This is a genomic window from Microbacterium testaceum StLB037 (assembly GCF_000202635.1).
GTDB lineage: Bacteria > Actinomycetota > Actinomycetes > Actinomycetales > Microbacteriaceae > Microbacterium > Microbacterium testaceum_F.
In genome coordinates this window covers 2669470-2692479 of the sequence record NC_015125.1, presented here as the reverse complement: position 1 = coordinate 2692479, position 23010 = coordinate 2669470, and the positions used below count along the sequence as shown (strand labels likewise).

Sequence of the window (23010 nt, the reverse complement as noted above, 5' to 3'; positions counted from 1 at the left end):
GACCGTGAAGCGTGATTACTTCAGGGTCACCGAAGCGCCGGCCTCCTCGAGGGCAGCCTTGGCCTTCTCGGCGGTCTCCTTGTTCGCGCCCTCGAGCACGGCCTTGGGAGCACCATCGACGACGGCCTTGGCCTCGCCGAGGCCGAGCGAGGTGAGCTCGCGGACGACCTTGATGACCTGGATCTTCTTGTCGCCGGCGGCCTCGAGGACGACGTCGAACGAGTCCTTCTCCTCGGCCTCTTCGGCGGGGGCAGCGCCACCGGCGGCGGGGCCGGCAACGGCCACGGGGGCGGCAGCGGTGACGTCGAAGGTCTCCTCGAACGCCTTGACGAACTCGGACAGCTCGATGAGCGTGAGCTCCTTGAACGCGTCGAGCAGCTCTTCGGTGCTGAGCTTAGCCATGTTGTATCTCCTTGATCGGGTTAATCAGCCGGGCCGGGTCAGGCCGCGGTGTCCTGCTTCTCGCGCAGCGCGTCGACCGTGCGAACGGCCTTCGACGGAAGCGCCTGGAAGACGTATGCTGCCTTGGTCATCGTCGCCTTCATCGCACCGGCGAGCTTCGCCAGCAGGACTTCACGGCTTTCGAGATCGGCGAGCTTGTTGACCTCATCCGCGGTCAGAGCGGCGCCATCGAAGTAGCCACCCTTCACCACGAGCTGAGGGTTAGCCTTGGCAAAGGCACGCAGGCCCTTCGCGACGGCGACCGGGTCACCGTGCACGAACGCGATGGCGGACGGGCCCTTGAGCTCGTCATCCAGTCCCGTGACCCCCGCGTTGGCAGCGGCGATCTTGGTCAGCGTGTTCTTCACCACGGCGTAATCCGCGTCCTGACGGATGTCGTTGCGCAGCTGCTTGAGCTGGGCAACCGTCAGACCGCGGTACTCGGTCAGCAGAACGGCGGTCGAGTTCTCGAAGTTCTTCGTGAGCTCGGCGACCGATGCATCCTTCTGCGCCATGGCCACTCCTTGTGTGTACGAGGCGCTCCGCGATGGCGGGGCGCCGGCCGAAGACACCGGGGTCTGGGCAAAAAAGAAGAGCTCCGGCGCAGGCGCACGGAGCTCGGATTCCCGAAGGAGAGTTTCGTTTACCTGCGTAGGTCCCCTGCTTTTCAGCAGACGCTTCGATCGGAATGCGAGCACCCCGATGACCGACGGTCTTTGGCTTGGGCTCTACTGTACCCGACCCCCGCCCCCTTCGCCAATCCGCGCACCCGCCCCCTGGCCGCCCGCCGCCCCCGCCGCCCCGCCCGGGTTCGCGAAGCCGCACTCGTTTGCCGAGGCCGCATGCCCCGCCGCACAAGACCCCGCGGTCTCGACGATGCCGTGCGGTTTCGCGCCGCCGCCGCCGGGCCGGGCCGGGGCGGCGCGGGGCCGGGCGGCGCGGGGCCGGGCGGTCCCGCCCCCGGGCCACGAAACCCCCAGACCGCACACGATTGCCGAGACCGTGCTCGATTGCCGCACAACGCGTACGCGATGGGTAATCGAATGCGGGTTCGCGCTCCCGCCGCCGACTCGCGCTCGGCCGACGGCCCGCGACGAGCCGGCGTCAGCGGGGCGATTTGACGCCGAAAGCCGAGAGGCGAGCAGCGAGTGTTTCCGGCGTGGCGATGTCCGTGAATCCGCCCCGGACGAAATGCCACCGCGTACGACCCCGGATCCAGTCCTCGCGGCGCTTCTCCTCCAGAAGCACGTCCTCGAGCGACCGACCCCGACGCATGGCCTCGCTGCGGTACTTCTCCTCCCCATCGAACTCCCAAAAGGTGCGCACCTCCCCCAGCCCCACGTCGACGTAGTAGTCGAACCCTCGCGGCCCTTCGACCGCGACCTGCAGATCGAACTCCCGGAAACCCAGCCGATGCAGCTGAAGCCGACTGACGCTCTCGCCGGGCAGTTCCGCTCGACCGTCTGCGAATCCGCCCACCCACCTCGCCCGGCGGACGCCGCGACGACCAGCCGCGCGCTCCGCGCGTCGAGCGAAGCGCTCTCGCCACTCGACTTGGAGGTCAGCGTCGAAAGTCCTGCCATCCACGACGAGACGGCGAAGAGCGGCGTCGGCGCAGGACACGGAGGTCTCCAACGGTTCGGTGCGGGCGATGTCGAAGATCGTGCGCTCGAGGGAGGTGCAGCGGATGCCGTCGATCTCGATGACATCGGCTTCCCCCAACTCATCTGTGTGTCGACGCAGACCAGCGCGACTCGGCGGGTGCGTGGCATCCGGGATCGTCACGGAGACCGGTCGGGGGCGGAACCGGTACTGCGGCAAGCCGTGGAGCACCGCGGCGGAGAGGTGGGAGACCACGCCGATGCGTCCACGAGATCGACCGACAGCCGCGACGACAGCAATGCGGTGCCGATGCGCGGGACGCAGGGCATCGAAGGCGGCCCGTTCCACGTAGATCCCGGGCTGGATGCGCATCCATCGCCCGCCCACACCCGCAGCGCGGAGTTCGCGCTGAGTCACGTCTCGATCAAGGAGCTCCTCCCGCGTGAAGAGCATGCGGCGCACTCGTTGGATGTCCGTGAGACCGTGCATCCGGCCACAATGCCGCGTCCGCGTCGCCGACCTCTCGCGCTCTCCACAGGCCGGCCTGCGGGGAGGAGGGGTCGCACCGTCGCCGAGAACGCCCAGAGTCGTCGAGACCGCACGGCTTTCGCGGCCGAACCCTGCGGACTCGGGAATCACGTGCGGTCTCGGCGCGCCGCCCACCCGCCGCGACGCCGCCCTCACCCACCCGCGCCGTCAAGACACGCGCGCCTCCGGCAGCAGCGCCTGCGTCATGCGCACGATCCGCGTGGGGGTGCGGGCGCCGAGCCACACCGTGCAGACGGGGTCGTCACCGCACGCCCACTCGGCGCACCAGGCGTGGATGGCGGCGGCCAGTCGCTCGCCGCGCGGGCGCATCGCGCCGTCGGTCGTGCGGTCCAGCCAGCTCACACGGCCGTCGCCCGCATCGATGACGCCCACCTCCTCCCATCCGCAGACCTCGACGACCACCGTGAGGTGCGCCTCCGGCGGCAGCGCCGCGGCGATCCTCCGCATCGCGGGCAGGTTCCGCACGTCTCCGCCGAGGAACACAGCTCCCTCGAGATCGCACCAGCGGCCGCCATCGGGGCGACGGAGGGACGTGGCATCCGGAGTCATGCCCTCAACTTAGGTCACCCTTACTTCGATGACAAGACCCCGGATGCCGACGCGCCGAGCCTCACATCCGCTCGACCGTAGACCGGGGTTAGGGTCGAACGCATGTCCCCCGAGCTCGTCGCCTCCCGCAGCGCCGACCTCGACGCCCGCATCGTCGCCGACTCGCGCGACCGCGTGGCCTGGATCCGGGCGCGCTCGCGCGGGATCACGGCCACCGACGTCGCGACGCTCACCAGCGCCAACGCGATCTCGAGAGCCGCGGATGCCAAGCTCATGGGCTCGAACTTCTCGGGTAACGCCTTCACGGCGCACGGCCGTCGACGCGAACCCGAGATCGCGGCCTGGGTGGCGGCGACGCATGGCATCCAACCCTCGTCCGCCCTGTATCACGCGGTCGTCGAGAGGCGACACCTGGCCACCCCCGACGGGGTCGTCGTCGACGGCGAGGGACGCATCGTGCTCGCCGAGATCAAGACCACCAACAAGGCGTGGCGCTCGATCCCCCGCACCTACATGCGACAGATCTGGTGGCAGCAGCACGTGCTCGGTGCGGAGCGCACGCTCGTCGCCTGGGAACAGCACGACGGCTTCGTCCCGCTCCACGATGAGCCGCGCTGCCAGTGGATCGACCGGGACGAGCGCGAGATCGCCAAGCTCGTCGGGCTCGCGACCTCCCTCATCGACGAGCTCTACCGACGCACCATGGAGTCGCGCCGGCCCATCCAGACCCCGAAAGAGCCCACGGAGAGGTACCGCGCCCTCGCGCTCCTCGATTAATAGCTGACGCAGGTCAAGCATCAGGCGTATCGTTGACGCAAGTCAACCAATCGCGCCATCGTCGTCGCGGCATCCGTCCCCCTTCCGTGGAGTTCCGCATGGCAACCACCTCCGTCGACGCGCCCGCTCAGCGGCGCGTCCTCCCCGCCCTCATCGGGCTGCTGCTCGGCACCTTCGTGTCGATGCTCGCCTCGACCGTCGTCTCGACGTCGCTGCCCGTCATCGTGCACGACCTGTCGGGCGACCAGAACGCCTACACCTGGGTCATCACCGCGACCCTCCTCACCACCGCGATCTCGACCCCCATCTGGGGAAAGCTCGCGGACCTGTTCAACCGAAAGGTGCTCATCCAGATCGCGATCGCGATCTTCGTGCTCGCCACCGCGGCCGCCGGGTTCTCGCAGAACACCGACATGCTCATCGCCTTCCGCGCTGTGCAGGGTCTGGGTGCCGGCGGCCTGGCCGCCCTCAGCCAGGTGATCATGGCCGACATCATCAGCCCCCGCGAGCGCGGGCGCTACATGGGCCTGTTCGGCGCCGTGATGGCCGTCGCCACCGTGGGCGGGCCGCTGCTCGGCGGTGTCATCACCGACGCGTTCGGCTGGCGCTTCAACTTCTTCGTAGCCCTGCCCTTCGCCGTCGCCGCTCTCCTGATCCAGCAGCGCACGCTGCACCTCCCGGTGCGCGCGAAGCGCACGGTCAAGATCGACTACCTCGGCATCGTGCTGCTGTCGACCGCGGTCTCGCTCATCCTCATCTGGGTGACCAACGCCGGAAAGTCCTTCGACTGGGCCAGCACCGAGACCGTGCTCATGGTCGGCGGAGCCGTGCTCGCCGCGATCCTGTTCGTGGTCGTCGAGCTCCGTTCGTCCGAGCCCCTCGTGCCCCTGACCCTGTTCCGGGATGCCACCTTCACCCTCGCCACGATCGCCTCGATCGCCACGGGCCTGGCGATGTTCGGCACCTCGGTGTTCCTCAGCCAGTACATGCAGATGGCGCGCGGCGCCACGCCCACCGAAGCCGGTGTCATGACGATCCCCATGATCGGCGGTCTACTGGTCTCGTCGATCGTCGTCGGCGCGCTCATCTCGCGCTTCGGGCACTGGAAGCCGTTCCTCATCACCGGCGGTGTGCTCCTGATCGCGGGCTCGTACCTGCTGTCGACCATCCACTACGACACGAACTTCGCCCTCGTCTCGCTCTACATGTTCTTCCTCGGCGCGGGTGTCGGCATGACGATGCAGAACCTCGTTCTCATCGTGCAGAACACCGCCAACCCCACGCAGATGGGTGCGGCGAGCTCGGGCGTGACGTTCTTCCGCAGCCTCGGCGGCACGATCGGCGTCTCCGTCATGGGCGCGGCGCTCGCCAGCATGGCGACGAGCCTGTTCACCGACCGGGCCGAAGACCTCAAGACCGCGATCATGGGACTCGGCGCCAACGGTGCCTCGGTCGCCCAGTCGCTGCAGTCGGGCACCATCCCGCAGGTGTCCACCCTGCCCGAGAGCGTCCGTGTCATCGTCGAGGACATCTACGCCCAGTCGATCGCTCATTCCTTCCTCATCGCGGTGCCGGTCGCCGTGGTCAGCCTCATCGCGATCCTGTTCCTGCCGAACCGCCCCCTCACCCGCATGACGACCACGGAGCGCGTGGCGGCGAGCGAGGCCGACTTCGCCACCGTGTCGGTTCCCGCCGGCATGGCGACGCTGGCCGCGACCGGTGCGGTGCCGACGCAGGATGCCACTCCCTCACGCCGTGCACGCCGCGAGGCTCAGATGGGAGAGGATGTCTGACGTGACGAGCGAATTGAGCGATGACCGCCGCGAGGCCGTGCAGGCCCTGGAGTCGTCGTTCTCGGAGCTCATGACCGTGTTCCGCCGCTTCGTCTCCGAAGCGGCGGAACGCGTGAGCCCCGGGATGCTGCCGGCCACGTTCAAGGCCCTCTCCGTCGTCAGCCGCTTCGGCCCACTGACGCTGTCGGCACTCGCCGAGCGCTTGGCGGCCGACAAGGGCTTCCTCAGCCGGTCGATCAGCGAACTCGAAGACCTGGGCCTCGTCAGCCGCACGCCCGACCCGAACGACGGTCGATCGCGTCTGATCTCGGTGACCGAGCTGGGCCACGAACGCCTCGCCGACGCGCGCGCCCCGCATGAGAGCAGGCTGTACGAGGCGATGGCCGACTGGTCGGTCGTCGACATCCGCCATCTCTCGACGCTGCTGCACGCCCTCGCCGTCGGCGAGGTCCCTTCTCGCGACTGAGCGCCGCCCTCCCGCGGAAGCCCACGCCGCGAAAGCCCGCGCCGCGGGAGCCCGTGCCGCGAACCCCCGCCGAGTGTCCAAGACATCCGGACGTTCTCAGAACGTCCGGATGTTCTGGACACTCGATCGGGGGACGCAGGCCCGCAGCGCTGTGGGCGCGCGCACGACAGGGACCAGCGCGCGGCACCGCGGACCGCAGAGCGGCACCGCGAACCTCACAGCGCCACCGCAGACCGCAGAGCGGCACCGCGGACCGCGCACCGCCACCGCCACCGCAGAGCGGCACCGCGCACAGCCACCGCAGGCCGCACAGCGCCATCGCAGACCGCACAGCGCCACCGCAGACCGCAGAGCGGCACCGCGGACCGCGCACCGCCGACCGCACACCGCCACCGCCGACCGCACAGCGCCACCGCGGACCGCTGAACGCCCCGTCGCGACACGGTGACCGAGGTGTAACACCGCGGAGACAATGGCGCGCTTGACTGAGGGCACCGCGGCGGCGTCGCCGCCGGCGACCGCACGCGAGAGAGAGCGCCCGATGAGATTCCGATCGACGCGTCCCGAGACCAGCATCGACCCCGCACCCGCGGTCCCCGACGTCATGCGGGCTGCCGTCTTCGATGCTCCCGGCGCCGCCGAGGCGCTGCACGTCGCCGAGGTCCCCGTTCCCACGCCGGTGCTGAGCGAGGTGCTCGTCCGCGTCGTCGCGGCGGGTATCAACCCCATCGACGCCAAGACCCGCGCGGGCCGCGGCATGTCGGGAGCGATCGACGCGTGGCCCGCCGTCCTCGGGCTCGATGTGAGCGGCGTGGTGGTACGCGCCCCCTTCGACGCGCATCCCTTCCCGGTCGGCACCGAGGTGTACGGCATGGCCGCGGTCCCCCGAACCCCCGGCGGGTACGCCGAGTATGCCGTGGTGCCGACCCTGTCGCTCGCCCGCAAGCCCGCATCCTTGTCGTACGTCGAGGCCGCGGGCGTCCCCGTCGCCGCCCTGACCGCCTGGGGCCTCGTCGTCGAGACTGCGCTCGCCCACCAGGGGCAGCGCATCCTCGTGCACGCGGGAAGCGGCGGCGTCGGACACTTCGCGGTGCAGTTCGCGGCGTACTTCGGCGCGCACGTCATCGCGACCGGGTCGCCCCGCAACCTCGACTGGCTGCGCGAACTCGGTGCCGCCGAGGTCGTCGACTACACCTCGACCCGGTTCGAAGACGTCGTGTCCGAGGTCGACGTCGTGATCGACCTCATCGGCAACGTCGCCGACGACACCGGCACGCGCTCCCTCGAGGTGCTCCGCCCCGGCGGCCTGCTCATCGAGGTCCCCACCGGGGCGTGGCCGGGCTTCCGCGAGGCGGCCTCGGCTCGTGGCATCCGGTCGACCGATTACAAGACGATCCCCGACGGTGCCGCGCTCGCGACCATCGGGCGCCTGCTCGATTCGGGCGCGGTGCGGGTGTTCATCGACCGGGTCTTCGACCTCGACGAGGCCGCCGCCGCGCACACCGAACTCGAGCGCGGCCACACGCGCGGCAAGATCGTGCTGCAGGTCAGCGACGACTGAGTCACGCGGCGGCCAGGACGCGCCGCCCCTCCTCGACGACCTCTTCGGCGACATCGTCGAGCAGCGCCGAGGTGAGGTTCCACTGCTGCCAGAACAGCGGGACCTCGATCGGGTCGTCCCCGAGCCGCACGAGCGTGCCCTCGGACAGGCCCGCGGCCGATTGGAAGCTCGGCAACAGCCCCCACCCGAGCCCCAGCTCGACAGCGGTGGCGAAGTCCTGGGATGCCGGAACCCGGTGCCGCGGAGGCTCCGCCGCCGCGACTCCCCGCCGTGTCAGCCACTGCGTCTGCAGGTCGTCGCGGCGGTCGAAGTCCACGACGGGCGACGCCGCGAGCGCTTCGGCGTCGACACCGTCGGGGAACCAGCGCGCCGCGAACGACACCATTGCCACCGCCTCGTACCGCAGGACGCCGAGCCGACGCACGCGGCAGCCGGCGACCGGGGTCTCTCGCGAGGTCACCGCAGCCATCACCGTGCCGGCCTCGAGGAGTCCGGCGGTGAAGTCCTGGTCGTCGCGGTGCAGGTCGAAGACGACCGGACGGCGCCGCGCGACTCGCGCCAGCGGCGGGAGGAACCACGTCGCGAGCGAGTCCGCGTTCACCGCGAGGGGAACGGATGCCACAGCTCCGCCTTCCGCGCCGATCGCCGCGAGCGCGTCGTGCTCGAGGAGCGCGAGTTGCCGGGCCAGACGCACGACGGCGTCGCCCGCCTCCGTGGTGCGCACGGGCTTCGAGCGCACGAGAACGACCCGACCGAGCTGATCCTCGAGCGCGCGGATGCGTTGACTCACCGCGGACGGAGTGACGTGCAGGCGGCGGGCTGCGGCATCCAGAGTCCCCTCCTCGACCACCACGGCGAGAGTGCGAGCGAGATCCAGGGGAATGGACATGAAGCGATGCTAACGGTACGTGAGAATCCTGAGCTGGGCTTTGCTCGTTCGCGGCTCTAGCGTCGGAGCGTGCTCACTCCCCTGCTCGCCGGCCTCGGCCTCGGCTTCTCGCTCATCGTCGCCATCGGCGCGCAGAACCTGTTCGTGCTGCGCCAGGGCGTGCGCCGCGAGCATCTGGTCGCCGTCGTCGCGGTCTGCGCGGTCTCCGACGCCGTGCTGATCCTGCTCGGGGTGTCGGGGATCGGTGTCTTGCTCGAGGCGCTGCCCTGGCTCATCGTCGTCGTGCGGTGGGCGGGCGCGGCTTTCCTCGTCGGCTACGGCGTGCTGGCCGCGCGGCGGGCGTGGCGCCCGAGCGGCGAGACCCTGCGCGTCGACCCCCTGCGCGTCGACCCCCTGCGCGTCGACACCGCGGCATCCCCGTCGATCCCGGATGCCGGCGGCACGACGGTGCAGACCCGCCCGGCGCGCACGACCCTCGCCGCCACCGTGCTCACCTGCCTCGCCCTCACGTGGCTGAACCCGCACGTGTACCTCGACACGGTCTTCCTGCTCGGCTCGGTCGCGTCGACGCACGGGGACGGACGCTGGGCCTTCGCGGTCGGCGCGTGCCTCGCGAGTCTCGTGTGGTTTGCGGGACTCGGCTTCGGCTCGCGGTTCCTCGGACGCTGGCTCGACACCCCTCGCGCCTGGCGCATCCTCGACGCGCTCATCGCGGTGGTGATGTTCGCGATCGCGCTCTCGCTGGTGCTGCCGCACTGAGCAGCGGTCGCGTCTGCCCGGACATCGCCGGGTTCGGGGCGCGGTGGTTGCGCGCCGACTCGACAAACGCCCCCGAAGGACCGGGGAGCGGCGACGAGAATGGACCCATGCCAACAGTGACCATCACGGTGCACGGACGGGTGCAGGGTGTCGGGTTCCGGTACGCCCTGCTGCAAGAGGCGCAGCGCGCGGGAGTGCGGGGGTGGGTCCGCAACCGACGCGACGGCACGGTCGAGGCCCTCCTGTCGGGCGACCCGGCGATCGTCGACGACGTCCTCGCGTGGGCGCATCACGGCCCGCCGTCGGCCGCGGTCGATCACGTCGATGTCGCGGACAGCTCCGAGACCGCCCCCGACGGGTTCGAGATCCGCGCGACCGCCTGAGCGGGGCCATCGCTCCGTAGGGCTCGCATCCGCGATGCACCCTCGGCGAGTCCTGCTACCCGGGCACCCCTGCCCGCAGCTCATCCAGTACCTCGCCCGCGTCGTCGAACCGCGCGAGACCCGCCGCCTGCCCCGCCCACAGCGACGCCAGCTCATGGTCGCCCGACGCGGCCGCCGCGGCCCGGAACACTCCGGTGAGCCAGTTCTGCGCGGGGAACGGCGCGATCATCCCCGCGGCCTCGAGCTCGCGCATCGCGCGATTCGGGATGCCACGCGCCAAACGTCCGCTCATCGCCCGGGTCAGCACGGTGTCGGTGTCGGCCGCCGCGGCGATCGCCGCCCGATGCCCCGCGGTCGCGGCCGACTGCCGCGTGCGGAGGAACGCCGTTCCCACCTGCACCCCCTCGGCGCCCAGCGCGAAGGCGGCCGCCACGCCCCGCCGGTCGGCGATGCCCCCGGCCGCGATCACCGGCACGTCCACCGCGTCCACCACCTGCGGCACGAGCGCGAAGGTGCCCACCAGCGAGTGCGCGGGGTCGCGGAGGAACGACACGCGGTGTCCGCCGGCCTCCGCCCCCGTCGCGACGATCGCGTCGACCCCCGCGGTCTCGAGCGCGACCGCCTCGGCGACCGAGGTCGCGGTGCCGAGGACCCGGATGCCGAGTCCTTCCGCACGCGCGAGGGTGTCGGCATCCGGAATCCCGAAGACCACGCTCAGCACGTCGGGGCGCGCCTCGAACACGGCGTCGAGCTGGTCGGCGAGCGGGGGGAGGAAGGATGCCGGTGGCGTCGGCGGAGTCGCTCCCGCGGCCTCGAAGAGCGGGGCGGCGGCGCGGACGAAGGGCTCGACATCGACGTCGGCGGGGGCGACCTCGTCGCCGCGGGGAAGCCAGAGGTTCACGGCGATCGGTCGCGAGGTCGCCGCGCGCAGGGCGTTGATCGTGTCGCGGATGCGGTCGGGGGTGTATCCGTAGAGACCGAACGAGCCGAGACCGCCGCCCTCGCTCACCGCGGCGACCAACGCCACCGAGGAGAGGCCGCCGAAGGGTCCGAGGACGATGGGGACGTCGATGCCGAGCAGGTTCGCGAGGCGCATGCTCCGACGCTACCCGGGCCGCGCCGGGTCTGCGCCGACGTCGCGGTCACGCGCGGACACGGCGAAGGCTCGCCGGTCGAAAGTCAGGCCGGGTCGGGCCCGTCGAGAGGGCGCAACAGACGGTTGAGGAACCGCTGCGTGCGCTCCTTCTTCGGCGCGCGGAGCAGCTCGGAGGGGGCGCCGCGTTCGACGATCACGCCCTCGTCGAAGAAGAGCACCTCGTCGGCGACCTCTCGCGCGAAGCCGAGCTCGTGGGTCACGATGACCATGGTCCAGCCCTCGTTCGCGAGTTCGCGCAGCACCGTGAGCACCTCGCCGACGAGCTCGGGGTCGAGGGCGCTGGTCGGCTCGTCGAACAGGAGCAGTTGAGGCTGGAGCGCGAGCGCGCGCACGATCCCGACGCGCTGCTGCTGCCCACCGGAGAGTTCCGAGGGGTAGGCGTCGCGCTTCTCGGTCAGCCCCACGCGCGCGAGGAGAGTTTCGGCTCGCGCGATCGCCTCGACCTTCGGAACGCCGTGGGCCTGCACGGGTCCCTCGATCACGTTCTGGATCACCGTGAGGTGCGGGAAGAGGTTGTGATGCTGGAAGACCATCGCGGAGCGGTCGCGCAGAGCGGTGCGATCGGTCTTGGTGACCTTCCCCGCGAAGTCGACGGTCGGACCCCCGTCGAACGCCACCACACCGGCATCCGGAGTCTCCAGCCCGTTGAGGCAGCGCAGCACCGTCGTCTTGCCGGAACCCGAGGGGCCGATCAGCACGAGCACGTCACCACGACGGACTTCCAGATCGACGCCGTCGAGCACGCGGTTGGTGCCGAAGCTCTTCTCGAGACCCGTGACCTGCAGCAGAGGGATGTCAGTGGGCGACATGGCGGTCCAATCTCTTCTCGAGAGCGTTCTGCCCGAACGACAGCACGAGGCAGAACAGCCAGTAGATGAGCGCCGCCTCGAGGTAGACGGCCATGAACTCGTACGAGAACGCGGCGATGTTCTGCGCCTGCCGGAACAGTTCCGAGACGAGGATGAGGGATGCCAGGGAGCTGTCCTTCACGAGCGAGATGAACGTGTTGGACAGCGGAGGCACCGAGACGCGAGCCGCCTGCGGGAGGATGATGCGCGTCAGCGTCTTGGTCGGGGTGAGGCCCACGGTGTGCGCGGCTTCCCACTGACCCCGGGGAACCGAGAGGATCGCGGCGCGGATGACCTCTGCCGCGTAGCCACCGACGTTCAGCGAGAACGCGATGACCGCCGCGGGGAACGGGTCGATCGTGACGCCGATCGTGGGCAGGCCGTAGAAGATCACGAACAGCTGCACGAGCAGGGGCGTGCCACGGATGATCGAGATGTAGAAGCGCGCGATCCCCGACAGCACGACGTTGCGCGAGAGGCGGAGCAACGCCATGAACAGAGCGATCACGAGACCGATCGCGAACGACGCCAGCGACAGCGGGATGGTGCCCCGGAGTCCTGCCAGCACCATCGGCCAGAACGAGTCGAGCATCAACGACCAGACGTCGTTCATGAGCCTCCTTCGTCACGCGGGCATCCGCCCGGGTCTGTCCCACGGGCGCGGGTCGCCCTCCCCCCACGCTAGGGGTGAGGAGAGGGAGATCCGCGGGGGTTTACAGCGGGTGCTTACTGGGTGACATCCTCACCGAAGTACTTCTCGCTGATCTGGGCGAGCGTGCCATCGGCGCGCAGCTCCTCGAGGGCACCGTTCACGGCCTCGGCGAGCTTGTCCTGGCCCTTCTTGAACGCGAAGGCGCTCTCGGAGGTGTCGTCGGTCTGGGCGGCGATCTTCAGACCCGTGGGGCTGTTCGTCTTCTCGTAGTCGAGGTAGGTCAGCTGGTCGTTGATCGTGGCATCCACGCGTCCCTGCTTCAGCAGCGCGACGGCCTGGGCCCAGCCCTCGACGGCCTCGACCTGGGCGCCGCTCTGCGTGGCCAGCTCGTACCAGTTGCTCGTGAGCGACTGGGCGGTGGTCTTCCCCGCGAGGTCGGCGAAGCTCGAGATCGAGGTGTCGCTGTCCGTGGTGACGATGACGCCGCGCGACACGGTGTACGGGTCGCTGAAGGTGTACTTCTGCTGGCGCTCGGGGTTGATCGACACCTGGTTGGCGATGACGTCGAAGCGTCCGGCATCCAGGCCCGCGAAGATCGCGTCCCACTGCGTCTCCTGGAATTTCACCTGCAGACCGAGCTTGTCGCCCACGGCCTTGGCGATCTCGACGTCGAAGCCGGTCAGGTCGCCCGCGCCCTCGTGGAACGAGAACGGACGGTAGGTGCCCTCGGTGGCGACCGTCAGGGTGCCGTCGGACACGAGACCGTACTCGGCTCCCGCCCCGGGGGTGGCCCCGGCGGTCGTGCCGCCGCTGCAGGCGGTCAGCGCGAGGGCGCTCAGGCCCAGGGTGGCGGCGAGGACGGTCAAACGGCGACGGGGCATAGCTGTTCCTTGGTGGTGGAGGTGGGGGGTGGCGCGAAGAGCGCCTCTCAGCACAACACGGGGCGGGCGAAGAGTCTTCCCGGATGACGCCGTGTTGCACGTCCGTGCATCTGCGGGATGCCCGTGACACGCGGAAGCCCCGCCGGCGCGAGGCGCAGCGGGGCTTCCGGTGACGATCGTCAGACGAGGACGTTGACGTCCAGCGGGATGCCGGGACCGAACGTGGTCGAGACGGCGCCCTTCTGGATGTAGCGGCCCTTCGAGCTCGACGGCTTGAGGCGGATGATCTCCTCGAGCGCGGCCTTCAGGTTCTCGTCGAGCTGCTCGGCCGAGAACGACGCCTTGCCGACCACGAAGTGGACGTTGGCGTGCTTGTCGACGCGGAACTCGATCTTTCCGCCCTTGATCTCCTCGACGGCCTTGGCCGGGTTGGGGGTCACGGTGCCGGTCTTGGGGTTCGGCATGAGGCCGCGGGGTCCGAGGACCTTACCGAGGCGACCGACCTGGCCCATGAGCTCGGGCGTGGCGACGGCCGCGTCGAACGCGGTGTAGCCGGCGGCGACCTTCTCGATGAGGTCGGTGCCACCGACCTCGTCAGCGCCGGCGGCGAGGGCCGCCTCGGCCGCGGGGCCGTTGGCGAAGACGATGACGCGCGCGGTCTTACCCGTGCCGTGGGGCAGGATGACCGTGCCGCGGACCATCTGGTCGGCCTTACGGGGGTCGACCGAGAGCTTCAGCGCGACCTCGACGGTCGAGTCGAACTTCTTCGAGCCGGTCTCCTTCGCGAGGGCGACGGCCTCGGTCGGGGTGTAGAACGTGTCGGCCGCGATCTTCTCAGCTGCGGCGCGGAATGCCTTGGACTTGGTAGCCATTGTTATCTCCCTCAGTCCTCAACCGTGATGCCCATGGAACGGGCGGTGCCGGCGATGATCTTCGAGGCGGCCTCGATGTCGTTCGCGTTCAGGTCGGGCTGCTTCGTGGTGGCGATCTCGCGAACCTGGTCCTTGGTGAGCTTGCCCACCTTGACCGTGTGGGGCGTGGACGAGCCCTTGGCCAGGCCGGCCGCCTTCTTGATGAGCTCCGCCGCCGGCGGGGTCTTCAGGATGAAGGTGAAGCTGCGGTCTTCGTAGACCGTGATCTCAACGGGGATGACGTTGCCGCGCTGGGCCTCGGTCGCCGCGTTGTAGGCCTTGCAGAACTCCATGATGTTGACGCCGTGCTGACCGAGCGCCGGACCGATCGGCGGCGCGGGGTTGGCCGCGCCCGCCTTGATCTGGAGCTTGATCAGGCCGGTCACCTTTTTCTTGGGTGCCATATCCTTTTCCTTTCCTCGAGCCCGGGCGGCTGCCCGCGCTCTCCCGCACATCCGGCGGTTCCGGACAGCGGTCGTCGCCGTGCTGACGCACGCAACCTTGCCATTGTACGCGACACCGCGCCGTTCGGCATCCCGCGCCCTCCCCTGCCCCGCGCCCGCGCCGCCGCCCGCGCCGCCGCGCCCGCGCCGCCGCGCCCGCCGCGGTCCCGCCGCCGCGGTCCCGCCGCTGCGGTCCCCGCCCGCCCCATCTGCCGATAAACGCTGTTCGTGCCGAGACATGCTGCGAGGCCGCGAGTCTGGGCACGAACGGCGTTTATCGGCGCAATGCGGCCGGGTTATGCACAGCCGGTCACGTCGGGTGTGCCGTTTGCGGCACCCTCGGCGAATGGATGCCAATTCCCCCGCGTTGCGGGGCGCACCTCTCCCGTTGTTCGCGGCGGTCGAGAACCCCGCACCCGGATCGCACCCGTCGCGCGACCCGGACCTGCATCGCGTCCGACCCGGGGTGTACACGGAACGCGAGGGGTGGGAGGCACTGCCGCCGTGGGACAGGTATCTCCTGCGGGTGCACGCGTTCCGACTCGTCAACGCGGGCGCGGTGTTCTCCCACGAGTCGGCGGCGGCCCTGCACGGCCTGCCCATCTTCGGCCATCCTCGACACATCCACCTTTTCGACGGTCGGCGCGCGCGTTCGGTGGCCTACGGCGACGTGCGCGTGCACACGAGCGCCGACTCTCGCCGCGCCGTCGAGCACAGCGGCATCCGGTGTTCCCCTCTCGCGGACGTCGTCGTGGATCTTGCGCGGGTCCTGCCGCCCGCGCTCGGATTGGCGGTCACGGATGCCGCACTCAGGACCGGAGCCATCGCTTCGATCGAGCTGTCAGATCTCGCCGCGGCGCAGCGAAATCCGCGGGGTCGTCGGAAGCTCGACTGGGTCTTGGCCCGTGGTGATGCGCGGTCGGAATCCGTGGGCGAGTCGGTGAGTCGGGCGGTCATCCAGTGGTGCGGGTTCCCCGCCGTCGACCTGCAGACCGAGCACCGTGTCGGCGGTCGGACCTATCGATCCGACTTCTGCTGGCCGGAGCACCGCGTCATCGGCGAGTTCGACGGATGGGAGAAGTACGACCGTCACGACGCGGACGCCGCTGCGAAGGCCGTCCGGGCTGAGAAGACGCGCGAGGACGCGCTGCGACGGGCGGGGTGGCGCATCGCGCGTTGGGACTACGGCGGAGCGCTGAGGGTCGACGGCCTCCGCACTGCGCTCATCGCCGCGGGACTTCCGGTGGTGTCGCGGGTCGACGGGCGCAACCTCCGCGGCGTCGGGCTCAACCCGCGTTCCGAGTGACCGAGCTGCGGTGATAAACGCCGCGCCTGCCGAGACACAGTCCGGCACCGTGTGTCTCGGCACGGGCGGCGTTTATCGCGCGGGAGGGCCCGGGGTGCGGCGGGACCGCGGCGCACCGATAAACGCAGGCCGCGGCGCACGGCGACGGGGGCGGCGGGGCCGCAGCGCCCAGGCGACGGCGGGCGGGCGCGGGGCTGCGGCGCACCGACGGCGGACGGCGGCGGGCGACCGGCGTTGTGCGTCACGGCAACGCGGCGATAAACGCCGTTTGAGACGAGACACGGCCGCGCGCCGCGTCTGTGGGCACCGATGGCGCTTATCGGCGGGGGCGGGGCGTGGGCGCGTGTCACGGCAACGCGGCGATAAACGCCATTCGCGCCGAGACACGGTCCGGCGCCGCGTTTATGGGCACCGATGGCGTTTATCGGCGAGGACGGGCGGTGGGCGCGGCGGGGGCGCGGGGAGGCGCACGGGCGCGGGGAGGGGCGGAACGGCGAACGCCCCGCCGGCAGGCCGGGCGGGGCGTTCGCGCAGGACGCGGGGGGCGTCAGAGCATCTTGGTGACCTGGTCGAACGACAGCTCGACCGGGGTCTCGCGCTCGAAGAGCGACACGAGCACGGTGAGCTTGCCGCTCTCGGGCTTGATCTCGCTGATCGTGCCGGGCAGGCCCGCGAAGGAGCCTTCCTTGATCGTGATGGTCTCGCCGGTCTCGAAGTCGACCTCGGCGGGGAGGGAGCGCGTCGCGACCGGGGCGCCCTTGGCGGCACCCGCCTTGGTCGGAGCGGCTTCCTTGACCTCGACGAGGCTCTTCAGCATGTTGAAGGCCTCTTCGAAACGCAGCGGCGTGGGGTTGTGGGCGTTGCCCACGAAGCCCGTGACGCCGGGGGTGTGACGGACGACCGACCAGGTGTCTTCGTTGAGGTCCATGCGCACCAGCACGTAGCCGGGGATGCGCACGCGGTTGACCATCTTGCGCTGGCCGTTCTTGATCTCGACGACGTCCTCCATGGGGACCTCGACCTGGTAGATGTCGTCCTCGACCTCGAGCGTCGACTTGCGCTGCTCGATGTTGGCCTTCACCTTGCGCTCGAAGCCGGCGTAGGAGTGGATGACGTACCACTTGCCGGGGAGCGAGCGGAGCTCGGTGCGGAACGCCTCGTACGGGTCGGCGTCCTCGTCGTCGGCGTCGTCGAGGTCGACGGGCGCCTCAGCGGCGTCGGCGGGAGACTCGGATGCCTCGACCTCGTCGACCACGCCGGCGGCGGCCTGGACCTCGTCGACGAACTCCTCGTCGAGGACCGGGGCGTCGGGCTCGCCGTTGATGTCGGGGCCGTCGTAGGGGGTGACCTCGGCGGCGGCTTCGGCGGCCTCTTCGGCCTCCTCCTCGGCGAGCGCGTCGTTCAGGACCTCGGCGGCGGCCTCGGCCTCGCTGGTCTCGTCGATCTCGAGAGCGTCGTTCACGATCGCGTCAGCCTCCGGGTCGGTGATGTCGATGTCGTCGAGATCCTCGTCGAGCTCTGCGTCCGCGTCGTCCACCACGTGGACGGCGGTGTGCTCGGCGGCGTCGGAGGCGTGCTCCTGCGAGGCGAGCACGTTGCCCTCCTGGGCTTCGTCGTCTTCGCTGGACTGCTCGGCAGCCGTCGCCCAATCGGCGTCGTCGACATATCTTTCAGACACTGATGATCTCTTCCGTTGAAGTGCGACCGCTCGTGGGGGCCGCTCGTCGCCGAAACGCCGGTCAGGCGCCGGCGGTGCTCGGGACGCCGAAGACGGCGCTGGTCAGCCACACGAACAGCAGGTCGAGGCCGTACACGAGCGCCATCATCACGACGACGAACCCGAGGACCACGGCGGTGAACTTGATCAGCTCCTGCCGCGTGGGCGTGACGACCTTGCGCAGCTCCGTGAAGACCTGACGGATGAAAAGAGCGATCCGCGCGAAGAAGTTGAGCTTCTTCTCGCGGGGCGCGCCGCGGTCTGCGACGACCTCGCCCTTCGCCTCGTCCTGCGTCATCGAACCACCTAGGTCGCTATTCGTTGCCAGCGTGTGCTGTGCGCAGGGCGGACAGGAATCGAACCTGCAACCTGCGGTTTTGGAGACCGCTGCTCTGCCAATTGAGCTACCGCCCTAAGATCCGGATGGATCCAGGATTCGAAACCCGGCACGCTTTCGCCACGGATCTCTCGGGGAGGGATGCCGCCTGTGCGCGAGGCACGGCGAAAGAATGCAGATTTCGACTGCACTGCAAGTGTACGGCATCGGGCACGCCGCCGACGAACTGCGCGCTCCGAGGCTGCCCTCGGGAAAGGCCCCTGGATAGGCTGGAGGGTGGTCGCCCCCGTGGCCCCCGACTGACCGGCGACCGTCGAGAGATCCAGGAGCACCGATGAGTTCGCAGGCGCCCGCCCAGCAGTTCCAAGTCGATCTGCGGGGTGTCATCGACCTCCTGAGCCGCCACATCTACTCGGGGCCGCGCGTGTTCCTCCGCGAGCTCCTGCAGAACGCCGTCGACGCGATCGCGGCGCGCCGGGAGGCCGACGGCGGCGGCGGACGCGTCCGCATCACACCGGTCAGCGCGGCATCCGAAGAGTTCGTCCTGCGTGACGACGGGGTCGGACTCACTCCGGAGGACGTGGCCGACCTGCTCGCGACGGTGGGGCGCAGCTCCAAGCGCGACGTGTTCGATCTGCCGCGCTCGGATTTCCTCGGGCAGTTCGGCATCGGGATGCTCTCGTGCTTCATGGTGTGCGACGACATCGTCATCCGCTCGCGCAGCGCCCACGGCGCCGATCCCGTCGAGTGGGTCGGTCATGCCGACGGCACCTTCGAGGTCCGCCCCGGCGCCGCGGACATCCCCGTGGGTACGAGCGTCCACCTGCGCCCGCGCGGCGAGAGCCGTTCCCTCCTGAGCACGGCGACCGTCGTCGAGCTCGCCGAGACGTTCGGTCGCTACCTCCCCGTGACGGTGAGCGTCGACCTCCCCGCGGGCGGGGAGACGATCGTCACCGCGACTCCCCCGTTCCTCGGCGACGACCGCGAGGAACAGGCGGCCTATGGCCGGGAGCTCCTCGGCGCCGAACCGCTCGCGATCATCCCGCTCTCGGTCCCCGCCACGCAGACGCGCGGGCTGGCCTTCGTGCTGCCGTTCGCCCCGGCATCCACCGCCCGTCAGAGCACCCGCGTCTACCTCCAGCGCATGCTGCTCACCGAGCGGGCCGAAGATCTGCTGCCGGACTGGGCGTTCTTCGTGCGCGCCGTCGTCGACTCGGCGGGACTGCATCCGACCGCCAGTCGCGAAGCCCTCGTCGACGACGACGCGCTCGAGCAGACCCGGACGGAGCTGGGGGATGCCGTGCGCCGGTGGATCCTCGATCTCGCACTCAGCGACCCCCTGCGTCTGGCGCAGTTCGTCGGCGTCCACGAGGTGGCTCTGAAGTCGCTCGTGCGGCACGACGACGAGTTGGCGCGCTTCATCGTGCCGTGGCTCTCGGTCGAGACCAACGTCGGGCGCCTGCGCATCGACGATCTCGTGCGCCGCTCTTCTCCCGTCCGCTGCGCCGAGACCGTCGAGGCCTTCCGACAGGTGGTGAGCGTGGCTCCCACGGGGACGACGCTCGTCAACGGCGGGTACCTCTACGACGACGAGCTGATCCGGCTGCTGCCCGAGGTCTTCCCGGACGTGCGGGTCGAGGCCGTGGACGTGGTCGATGAGATCGACCGGCTCGCTCCCCCGCCGCTGGACGCGCGCGCGACGGTCGTCTCGCTCGAGAACCGCGCGCGGGCGGCCCTGGCGACCGTGGACGTCGTCGCCCGTTCCTTCGAGCGCCCCGAGGCCGCCGCCCTCTTCGTCGCCGACCCCGAGGTGCTGCGTGCCCTCGACCGGGGTCGTGCGCGCAGCGCGGGCGGGGCTCTGTGGGCCGGCGTCCTCGACCGCGCCGAGCGCGCGAGCACCCGCGGACGCGACGAGAAGCAGGACGCCCCGTCGTCGCGCCTGTGCCTGAACTGGACCAACCCGACCGTGCAGCGCCTCGCACACACCCCCGACGGACGCGCCTTCACCGCCGGCGTGCAGGTCCTGTACGTGCAGGCGCTGCTCGCCGGTCACCACCCCCTCGGCACCGCGGATCGCGCGCTCATGTCGTCGGCTCTCGCCGACCTCGTCGACCTCGCCGCCGAGGCCACCTCCCCCCGCCCCGCCCCGGAAGGATCCGCATGACCGCCGCCGAAGACATCCGCGCCCTGTTCGACGAGATCGACCGGACGCCGTGGGGTCCCCAGGAGAGAGCCCTCGTCGCCGAGGCCGTCGCTCGGGCCCAGGAGAGCGGCGACACCCGTCTCGAGTACGAGGCGCGCCTGCGACAGACCTCGAGCGCGAACATGATCGGCGACACCGATCTCATGCTCACCTCGTTCGCCTGGTGCCTCGCCCAGCACGAGGCCGATCCCGAGAGTTTCCCCGCCGAGATCGAGCCCGCCGGGGATCTGCTGTGGCAGTACAAGTGGATGGCGGGGGCTCTGCGCGGCTCCCCCGAGTTCTCGAGCGAGCAGATCGATGCGGTGCTCGACGACATGGAGCAGCACTATCGCCGAGCCGGTGTCGGCCTCAGCGGAGCCCTGATGGCACGCTTCGAGGACGCCTGGGCCGCGGGCCGCATCGAGGAAGCCGCCACGCTGCGCGAGCGCCTCGAGGCCACTCCGCGCGACGACTACAGTCACTGCGACGCGTGCGTCCGCAGCCAGTTCGCCGGGTTCTTCGCCGAGACCGGGAACGAGGACGAGTCGATCCGCCTCGTCGAGGAGATGGTCGAGGGCGGCTTCACCTGCGGAGAGGAGCCCGAGCGGGCCCTCGCTCTCGTGCTGCTCCCCCTGCTGCGCGCCGGGCGGTTCGATGAGGCGCGCTCCTTCCATTCGCGCAGCTACCGCCTCGCCCGCGACAACCCCGACAACCTCACGATCATCGCCGACCACGTCGTCTTCTGCACCGTGACCGGCAACGAGGCGCGCGCCCTGAGCCTGATCGAGAAGCACCTGCGCTGGCTGACGCACGACGGGCTCAACGCGGAGGCCCACCAGGAGGCCCTGGCCGCCTTCGGCCTCGCGCTGGACGCCGTGACCCGCGCGGGCCACGGCGACACCCCGGTGCGGGGATCGGATGCCGCCGAGCTCGCGCCGCTGTTCGGACCGCGCGACGCGGAGGTGACGGCATCCGAGCTCGCCGCCCTCTGCTGGGCGCACGCCGACGAGATCGCTCGCGCGTTCGACGCGCGCAACGGGACCGACGCGCACGCGCGGCGCCTCGAGCGAACACGGGCTCTGGCCGGGGAGCACTACGACGTGCCGCTGTCGTCCGGGGGCTTCGCGGCACCGGCGGCGGCCCCGCGCGAGTGGACGCCCGCCGACCGGCGGGTGCGTGCGCGCATGCTCGGGGCTCTGGGCACCGCGTCATCGATCGACGCGATCGCCGACGTGCTCGACGACGCCGACGCTGCCGACCGCGTCCCCCTGACCTTCCTGCTGCTGCGCGGCCTGCTCGCGGAGGACCGCCTCGACGACGCCGCGCAGGTGTTCCCGGCGCGGGTGGAGGCTCTGCGCGCGATCGGCGACGAGGCGCGGGCCGACGTCGAGGAGAAGCTCGGCCCGGCTCTCTTCGGAAAGGACGACGCCTTCGCCGCCCGCGCGCTCGAAGAGCACCCGGACGCTCCGCTCGGGGTGCGCGGCCAACTCCTGACGATCGTGACGTACGGGCACATGGTCGCCGGGCGCTTCGACGAGGCCCTTCGCACGGCACGCGAGGCACGCGAGCTCCACTCCCGGGTGGGAGACATCGATCGCGCGCACGCGCTCGCTCACACGGAGGCCGACGTCCATCGCGCGAAGGAGGCCCCGATGGACGCGATCGCGGTGCTCGATGAGCTCCTCGCGGATGAGCGGCTGGAGGTCGGACGGCGGGTCCACGTCTTGACGGACCGCGCGGTACTCAGCGAGGCCCTGGGCGATCCCGCCCGCGGTGCCGACGACGCCGACGAGGCAGCGCGCCTGCTCCTCGTCTGGGACGCCGAGGGGCAGGTGGTCGCCACCGCCCTCTCCCTGGGCGCCCAGTACGCCGAGCGCGCGGGCCAGAACGAGCGCGCCGTCGCGAGCTACCGCCTCGCGGTGCAGCGCCTCGAAGCCGCCGGAGAGTCGACGGTCGCGTTGCGGTACGGGCTCGGCCGCGCCCTGCTCGCGACGGGTGCTGCGCACGAGGCCGTCGAGGTGATCGACGAGGTCCTGCAGGATGAGACGGCGGCCGGCGAGGCTCCCGGGTCCCGCGCGATCACGGTCGGGCTGCTCGCGCGCGCCTTCGAGCACGCCGAGGAGTGGGGTAACGCGCTGCGCGCGTGGGAGATCACCGCCGACCTGCACGAGGAGGCGGAAGAGCCCGCTCGCCGCGCTTCGGCACTCGTCGCGTGGGCGCAACTGCTCGGCCGCCTCGGAGAGACGGATGAGTCCGTCGACACGCTCACGACCGCCGTCGAGGTGGCGCGGACCGACCCCGAGAACCGCGGGATGCTCGCAGACGCCCTGCACTCGCTCGCCCAGGTCAAGGCGTATCGCGGCGACGACGACGCTCTCGCGAACCTCGACGAGGCGATCGAGATCGGTCGCGCGGAGGATGCCCCGTGGGTCGTCGCCGATCTGCTCGACACGCGCGCGCGGTTCCTCGCGAACGCGGGTCGGATCGACGAAGCGGTGGCATGCGCGCTGCAGGCGGCCGACGGGTTCCTCTCGGTCGGGGGCGTCCCGCAGGCGGGCGGATCCGAGTTCGTCGCCGCGCGGATCCTCCTCGGAGCCGACCGCACCGAAGAGGCCGTCGCGATCCTGCGCTCGGCGCTCGAGCACGCGGCCGACGAGGAGCAGCTGCGCCAGGCCGTGGCGATCGATCTGGGGGACGCGCTCGAGGGCCTCGGCCGCCACGGGGAGGCCGCGGAGGTCCGGAGCACGCTCCCGGCCTGATTCCTCCGCGAAGACGACGACGGCGGCATCCCAAGAGGATGCCGCCGTC

At 70.6% G+C, this 23010-nt stretch carries 22 protein-coding genes and 1 tRNA gene; 9 read left to right on the top strand and 14 right to left on the bottom strand.

Annotation, left to right across the window (positions count from 1 at the left end):
- Positions 1-15 precede the first annotated feature (15 nt).
- The 4 genes from rplL to MTES_RS12210 all read right to left on the bottom strand — a co-directional run bounded on the left by rplL (position 16) and on the right by MTES_RS12210 (position 3141).
- Positions 16-402 carry a 50S ribosomal protein L7/L12 gene (gene rplL, locus MTES_RS12230; RefSeq protein ID WP_013585572.1) on the bottom strand — a complete coding sequence of 129 codons (387 nt, stop codon included), beginning with the start codon at positions 400-402 and terminating at the stop codon, positions 16-18.
- Between the two features lie 38 nt (positions 403-440).
- Entirely contained in the window at positions 441-956 is a 516-nt protein-coding gene (gene rplJ, locus MTES_RS12225) for a 50S ribosomal protein L10 (RefSeq protein ID WP_013585571.1), read from the bottom strand.
- Between the two features lie 589 nt (positions 957-1545).
- Entirely contained in the window at positions 1546-2532 is a 987-nt protein-coding gene (locus MTES_RS12215) for a type IV toxin-antitoxin system AbiEi family antitoxin domain-containing protein (RefSeq protein ID WP_043361396.1), read from the bottom strand.
- 207 nt (positions 2533-2739) lie between these two features.
- Positions 2740-3141, bottom strand: coding sequence for an SIP domain-containing protein (locus tag MTES_RS12210; protein ID WP_043361394.1), 402 nt, complete (start codon positions 3139-3141; stop codon positions 2740-2742).
- A gap of 102 nt (positions 3142-3243) precedes the next feature.
- Between MTES_RS12210 and MTES_RS12205 the strand changes: the two genes are divergently transcribed.
- The 4 genes from MTES_RS12205 to MTES_RS12190 all read left to right on the top strand — a co-directional run bounded on the left by MTES_RS12205 (position 3244) and on the right by MTES_RS12190 (position 7738).
- Positions 3244-3918, top strand: a complete 675-nt coding sequence (locus MTES_RS12205) for a YqaJ viral recombinase family protein (protein ID WP_013585568.1) — start codon at positions 3244-3246, stop codon at positions 3916-3918.
- A 98-nt stretch (positions 3919-4016) separates the two neighbouring features.
- On the top strand, positions 4017-5711 hold the full coding sequence (locus MTES_RS12200) for an MDR family MFS transporter (protein ID WP_013585567.1): 1695 nt from the start codon (positions 4017-4019) through the stop codon (positions 5709-5711).
- Position 5712: 1 nt separating this feature from the next.
- A complete protein-coding gene (locus MTES_RS12195; RefSeq protein ID WP_013585566.1) occupies positions 5713-6177 on the top strand; it encodes a MarR family winged helix-turn-helix transcriptional regulator in 465 nt (154 codons plus the stop codon).
- Between the two features lie 541 nt (positions 6178-6718).
- A complete protein-coding gene (locus MTES_RS12190) occupies positions 6719-7738 on the top strand; it encodes an NADP-dependent oxidoreductase (protein ID WP_013585565.1) in 1020 nt (339 codons plus the stop codon).
- Between the two features lies 1 nt (position 7739).
- On the opposite strand, the gene MTES_RS12185 is transcribed toward MTES_RS12190, so the two are convergent.
- Positions 7740-8627 carry a LysR family transcriptional regulator ArgP gene (locus MTES_RS12185; RefSeq protein ID WP_013585564.1) on the bottom strand — a complete coding sequence of 296 codons (888 nt, stop codon included), beginning with the start codon at positions 8625-8627 and terminating at the stop codon, positions 7740-7742.
- 69 nt (positions 8628-8696) lie between these two features.
- Between MTES_RS12185 and MTES_RS12180 the strand changes: the two genes are divergently transcribed.
- Together MTES_RS12180 and MTES_RS12175 are read left to right on the top strand one after the other, a co-directional pair.
- A complete protein-coding gene (locus MTES_RS12180) occupies positions 8697-9386 on the top strand; it encodes a LysE/ArgO family amino acid transporter (protein WP_013585563.1) in 690 nt (229 codons plus the stop codon).
- Positions 9387-9493: 107 nt separating this feature from the next.
- Positions 9494-9769: an acylphosphatase gene (locus tag MTES_RS12175; RefSeq protein WP_013585562.1), complete on the top strand. Its 276-nt coding sequence runs from the start codon at positions 9494-9496 to the stop codon at positions 9767-9769.
- A 55-nt stretch (positions 9770-9824) separates the two neighbouring features.
- Here MTES_RS12175 and MTES_RS12170 read toward each other — a convergent pair whose 3' ends face one another.
- The 6 genes from MTES_RS12170 to rplK all read right to left on the bottom strand — a co-directional run bounded on the left by MTES_RS12170 (position 9825) and on the right by rplK (position 14621).
- Positions 9825-10865 carry an NAD(P)H-dependent flavin oxidoreductase gene (locus MTES_RS12170; RefSeq protein ID WP_013585561.1) on the bottom strand — a complete coding sequence of 347 codons (1041 nt, stop codon included), beginning with the start codon at positions 10863-10865 and terminating at the stop codon, positions 9825-9827.
- 83 nt (positions 10866-10948) lie between these two features.
- Complete coding sequence (locus MTES_RS12165) at positions 10949-11734, bottom strand: amino acid ABC transporter ATP-binding protein (protein WP_013585560.1); 786 nt, start codon at positions 11732-11734, stop codon at positions 10949-10951.
- Positions 11721-12386, bottom strand: coding sequence for an amino acid ABC transporter permease (locus MTES_RS12160; RefSeq protein WP_013585559.1), 666 nt, complete (start codon positions 12384-12386; stop codon positions 11721-11723). Before MTES_RS12160 ends, MTES_RS12165 begins: the two co-directional genes overlap by 14 nt.
- Positions 12387-12499: 113 nt before the next feature.
- Complete coding sequence (locus MTES_RS12155; protein ID WP_013585558.1) at positions 12500-13306, bottom strand: amino acid ABC transporter substrate-binding protein; 807 nt, start codon at positions 13304-13306, stop codon at positions 12500-12502.
- Between the two features lie 179 nt (positions 13307-13485).
- On the bottom strand, positions 13486-14178 hold the full coding sequence (rplA, locus tag MTES_RS12150) for a 50S ribosomal protein L1 (RefSeq protein WP_013585557.1): 693 nt from the start codon (positions 14176-14178) through the stop codon (positions 13486-13488).
- A gap of 11 nt (positions 14179-14189) precedes the next feature.
- Positions 14190-14621: a 50S ribosomal protein L11 gene (gene rplK / locus MTES_RS12145; protein WP_013585556.1), complete on the bottom strand. Its 432-nt coding sequence runs from the start codon at positions 14619-14621 to the stop codon at positions 14190-14192.
- 385 nt (positions 14622-15006) lie between these two features.
- On the opposite strand from rplK, the gene MTES_RS12140 reads away from it, so the two are divergent.
- Positions 15007-15966 carry a hypothetical protein gene (locus tag MTES_RS12140; protein ID WP_013585555.1) on the top strand — a complete coding sequence of 320 codons (960 nt, stop codon included), beginning with the start codon at positions 15007-15009 and terminating at the stop codon, positions 15964-15966.
- A gap of 547 nt (positions 15967-16513) precedes the next feature.
- Here MTES_RS12140 and nusG read toward each other — a convergent pair.
- The 3 genes from nusG to MTES_RS12125 form a co-directional block, all read right to left on the bottom strand.
- Positions 16514-17644, bottom strand: coding sequence for a transcription termination/antitermination protein NusG (gene nusG, locus MTES_RS12135; protein WP_013585554.1), 1131 nt, complete (start codon positions 17642-17644; stop codon positions 16514-16516).
- A gap of 61 nt (positions 17645-17705) precedes the next feature.
- Positions 17706-17981, bottom strand: coding sequence for a preprotein translocase subunit SecE (gene secE / locus MTES_RS12130; protein ID WP_013585553.1), 276 nt, complete (start codon positions 17979-17981; stop codon positions 17706-17708).
- 43 nt (positions 17982-18024) lie between these two features.
- A tRNA-Trp gene (locus MTES_RS12125) sits at positions 18025-18097 on the bottom strand.
- 257 nt (positions 18098-18354) lie between these two features.
- Between MTES_RS12125 and MTES_RS12120 the strand changes: the two genes are divergently transcribed.
- The gene (locus MTES_RS12120) at positions 18355-20184 is read left to right on the top strand and encodes an HSP90 family protein (protein ID WP_013585552.1); all 1830 of its coding nucleotides are present in this window, start codon (positions 18355-18357) and stop codon (positions 20182-20184) included.
- Entirely contained in the window at positions 20181-22961 is a 2781-nt protein-coding gene (locus MTES_RS12115; RefSeq protein ID WP_013585551.1) for a hypothetical protein, read from the top strand. Before MTES_RS12120 ends, MTES_RS12115 begins: the two co-directional genes overlap by 4 nt.
- The last annotated feature ends 49 nt before the right edge of the window (positions 22962-23010 follow it).

Coding starts and splice junctions, on each gene's coding strand:
- MTES_RS12185 (WP_013585564.1), bottom strand. CDS start 8,627: ATGTCCATTCCCCTGGATCTCGCTCGCACTCTCGCCGTGGTGGTCGAG.
- MTES_RS12215 (WP_043361396.1), bottom strand. CDS start 2,532: ATGCACGGTCTCACGGACATCCAACGAGTGCGCCGCATGCTCTTCACG.
- MTES_RS12140 (WP_013585555.1), top strand. CDS start 15,007: ATGGATGCCAATTCCCCCGCGTTGCGGGGCGCACCTCTCCCGTTGTTC.
- rplL (WP_013585572.1), bottom strand. CDS start 402: ATGGCTAAGCTCAGCACCGAAGAGCTGCTCGACGCGTTCAAGGAGCTC.
- MTES_RS12175 (WP_013585562.1), top strand. CDS start 9,494: ATGCCAACAGTGACCATCACGGTGCACGGACGGGTGCAGGGTGTCGGG.
- MTES_RS12190 (WP_013585565.1), top strand. CDS start 6,719: ATGAGATTCCGATCGACGCGTCCCGAGACCAGCATCGACCCCGCACCC.
- rplJ (WP_013585571.1), bottom strand. CDS start 956: ATGGCGCAGAAGGATGCATCGGTCGCCGAGCTCACGAAGAACTTCGAG.
- MTES_RS12160 (WP_013585559.1), bottom strand. CDS start 12,386: ATGAACGACGTCTGGTCGTTGATGCTCGACTCGTTCTGGCCGATGGTG.
- MTES_RS12115 (WP_013585551.1), top strand. CDS start 20,181: ATGACCGCCGCCGAAGACATCCGCGCCCTGTTCGACGAGATCGACCGG.
- rplK (WP_013585556.1), bottom strand. CDS start 14,621: ATGGCACCCAAGAAAAAGGTGACCGGCCTGATCAAGCTCCAGATCAAG.
- rplA (WP_013585557.1), bottom strand. CDS start 14,178: ATGGCTACCAAGTCCAAGGCATTCCGCGCCGCAGCTGAGAAGATCGCG.
- MTES_RS12170 (WP_013585561.1), bottom strand. CDS start 10,865: ATGCGCCTCGCGAACCTGCTCGGCATCGACGTCCCCATCGTCCTCGGA.
- MTES_RS12205 (WP_013585568.1), top strand. CDS start 3,244: ATGTCCCCCGAGCTCGTCGCCTCCCGCAGCGCCGACCTCGACGCCCGC.
- MTES_RS12165 (WP_013585560.1), bottom strand. CDS start 11,734: ATGTCGCCCACTGACATCCCTCTGCTGCAGGTCACGGGTCTCGAGAAG.
- MTES_RS12210 (WP_043361394.1), bottom strand. CDS start 3,141: ATGACTCCGGATGCCACGTCCCTCCGTCGCCCCGATGGCGGCCGCTGG.
- MTES_RS12200 (WP_013585567.1), top strand. CDS start 4,017: ATGGCAACCACCTCCGTCGACGCGCCCGCTCAGCGGCGCGTCCTCCCC.
- MTES_RS12120 (WP_013585552.1), top strand. CDS start 18,355: ATGAGTTCGCAGGCGCCCGCCCAGCAGTTCCAAGTCGATCTGCGGGGT.
- MTES_RS12155 (WP_013585558.1), bottom strand. CDS start 13,306: ATGCCCCGTCGCCGTTTGACCGTCCTCGCCGCCACCCTGGGCCTGAGC.
- secE (WP_013585553.1), bottom strand. CDS start 17,981: ATGACGCAGGACGAGGCGAAGGGCGAGGTCGTCGCAGACCGCGGCGCG.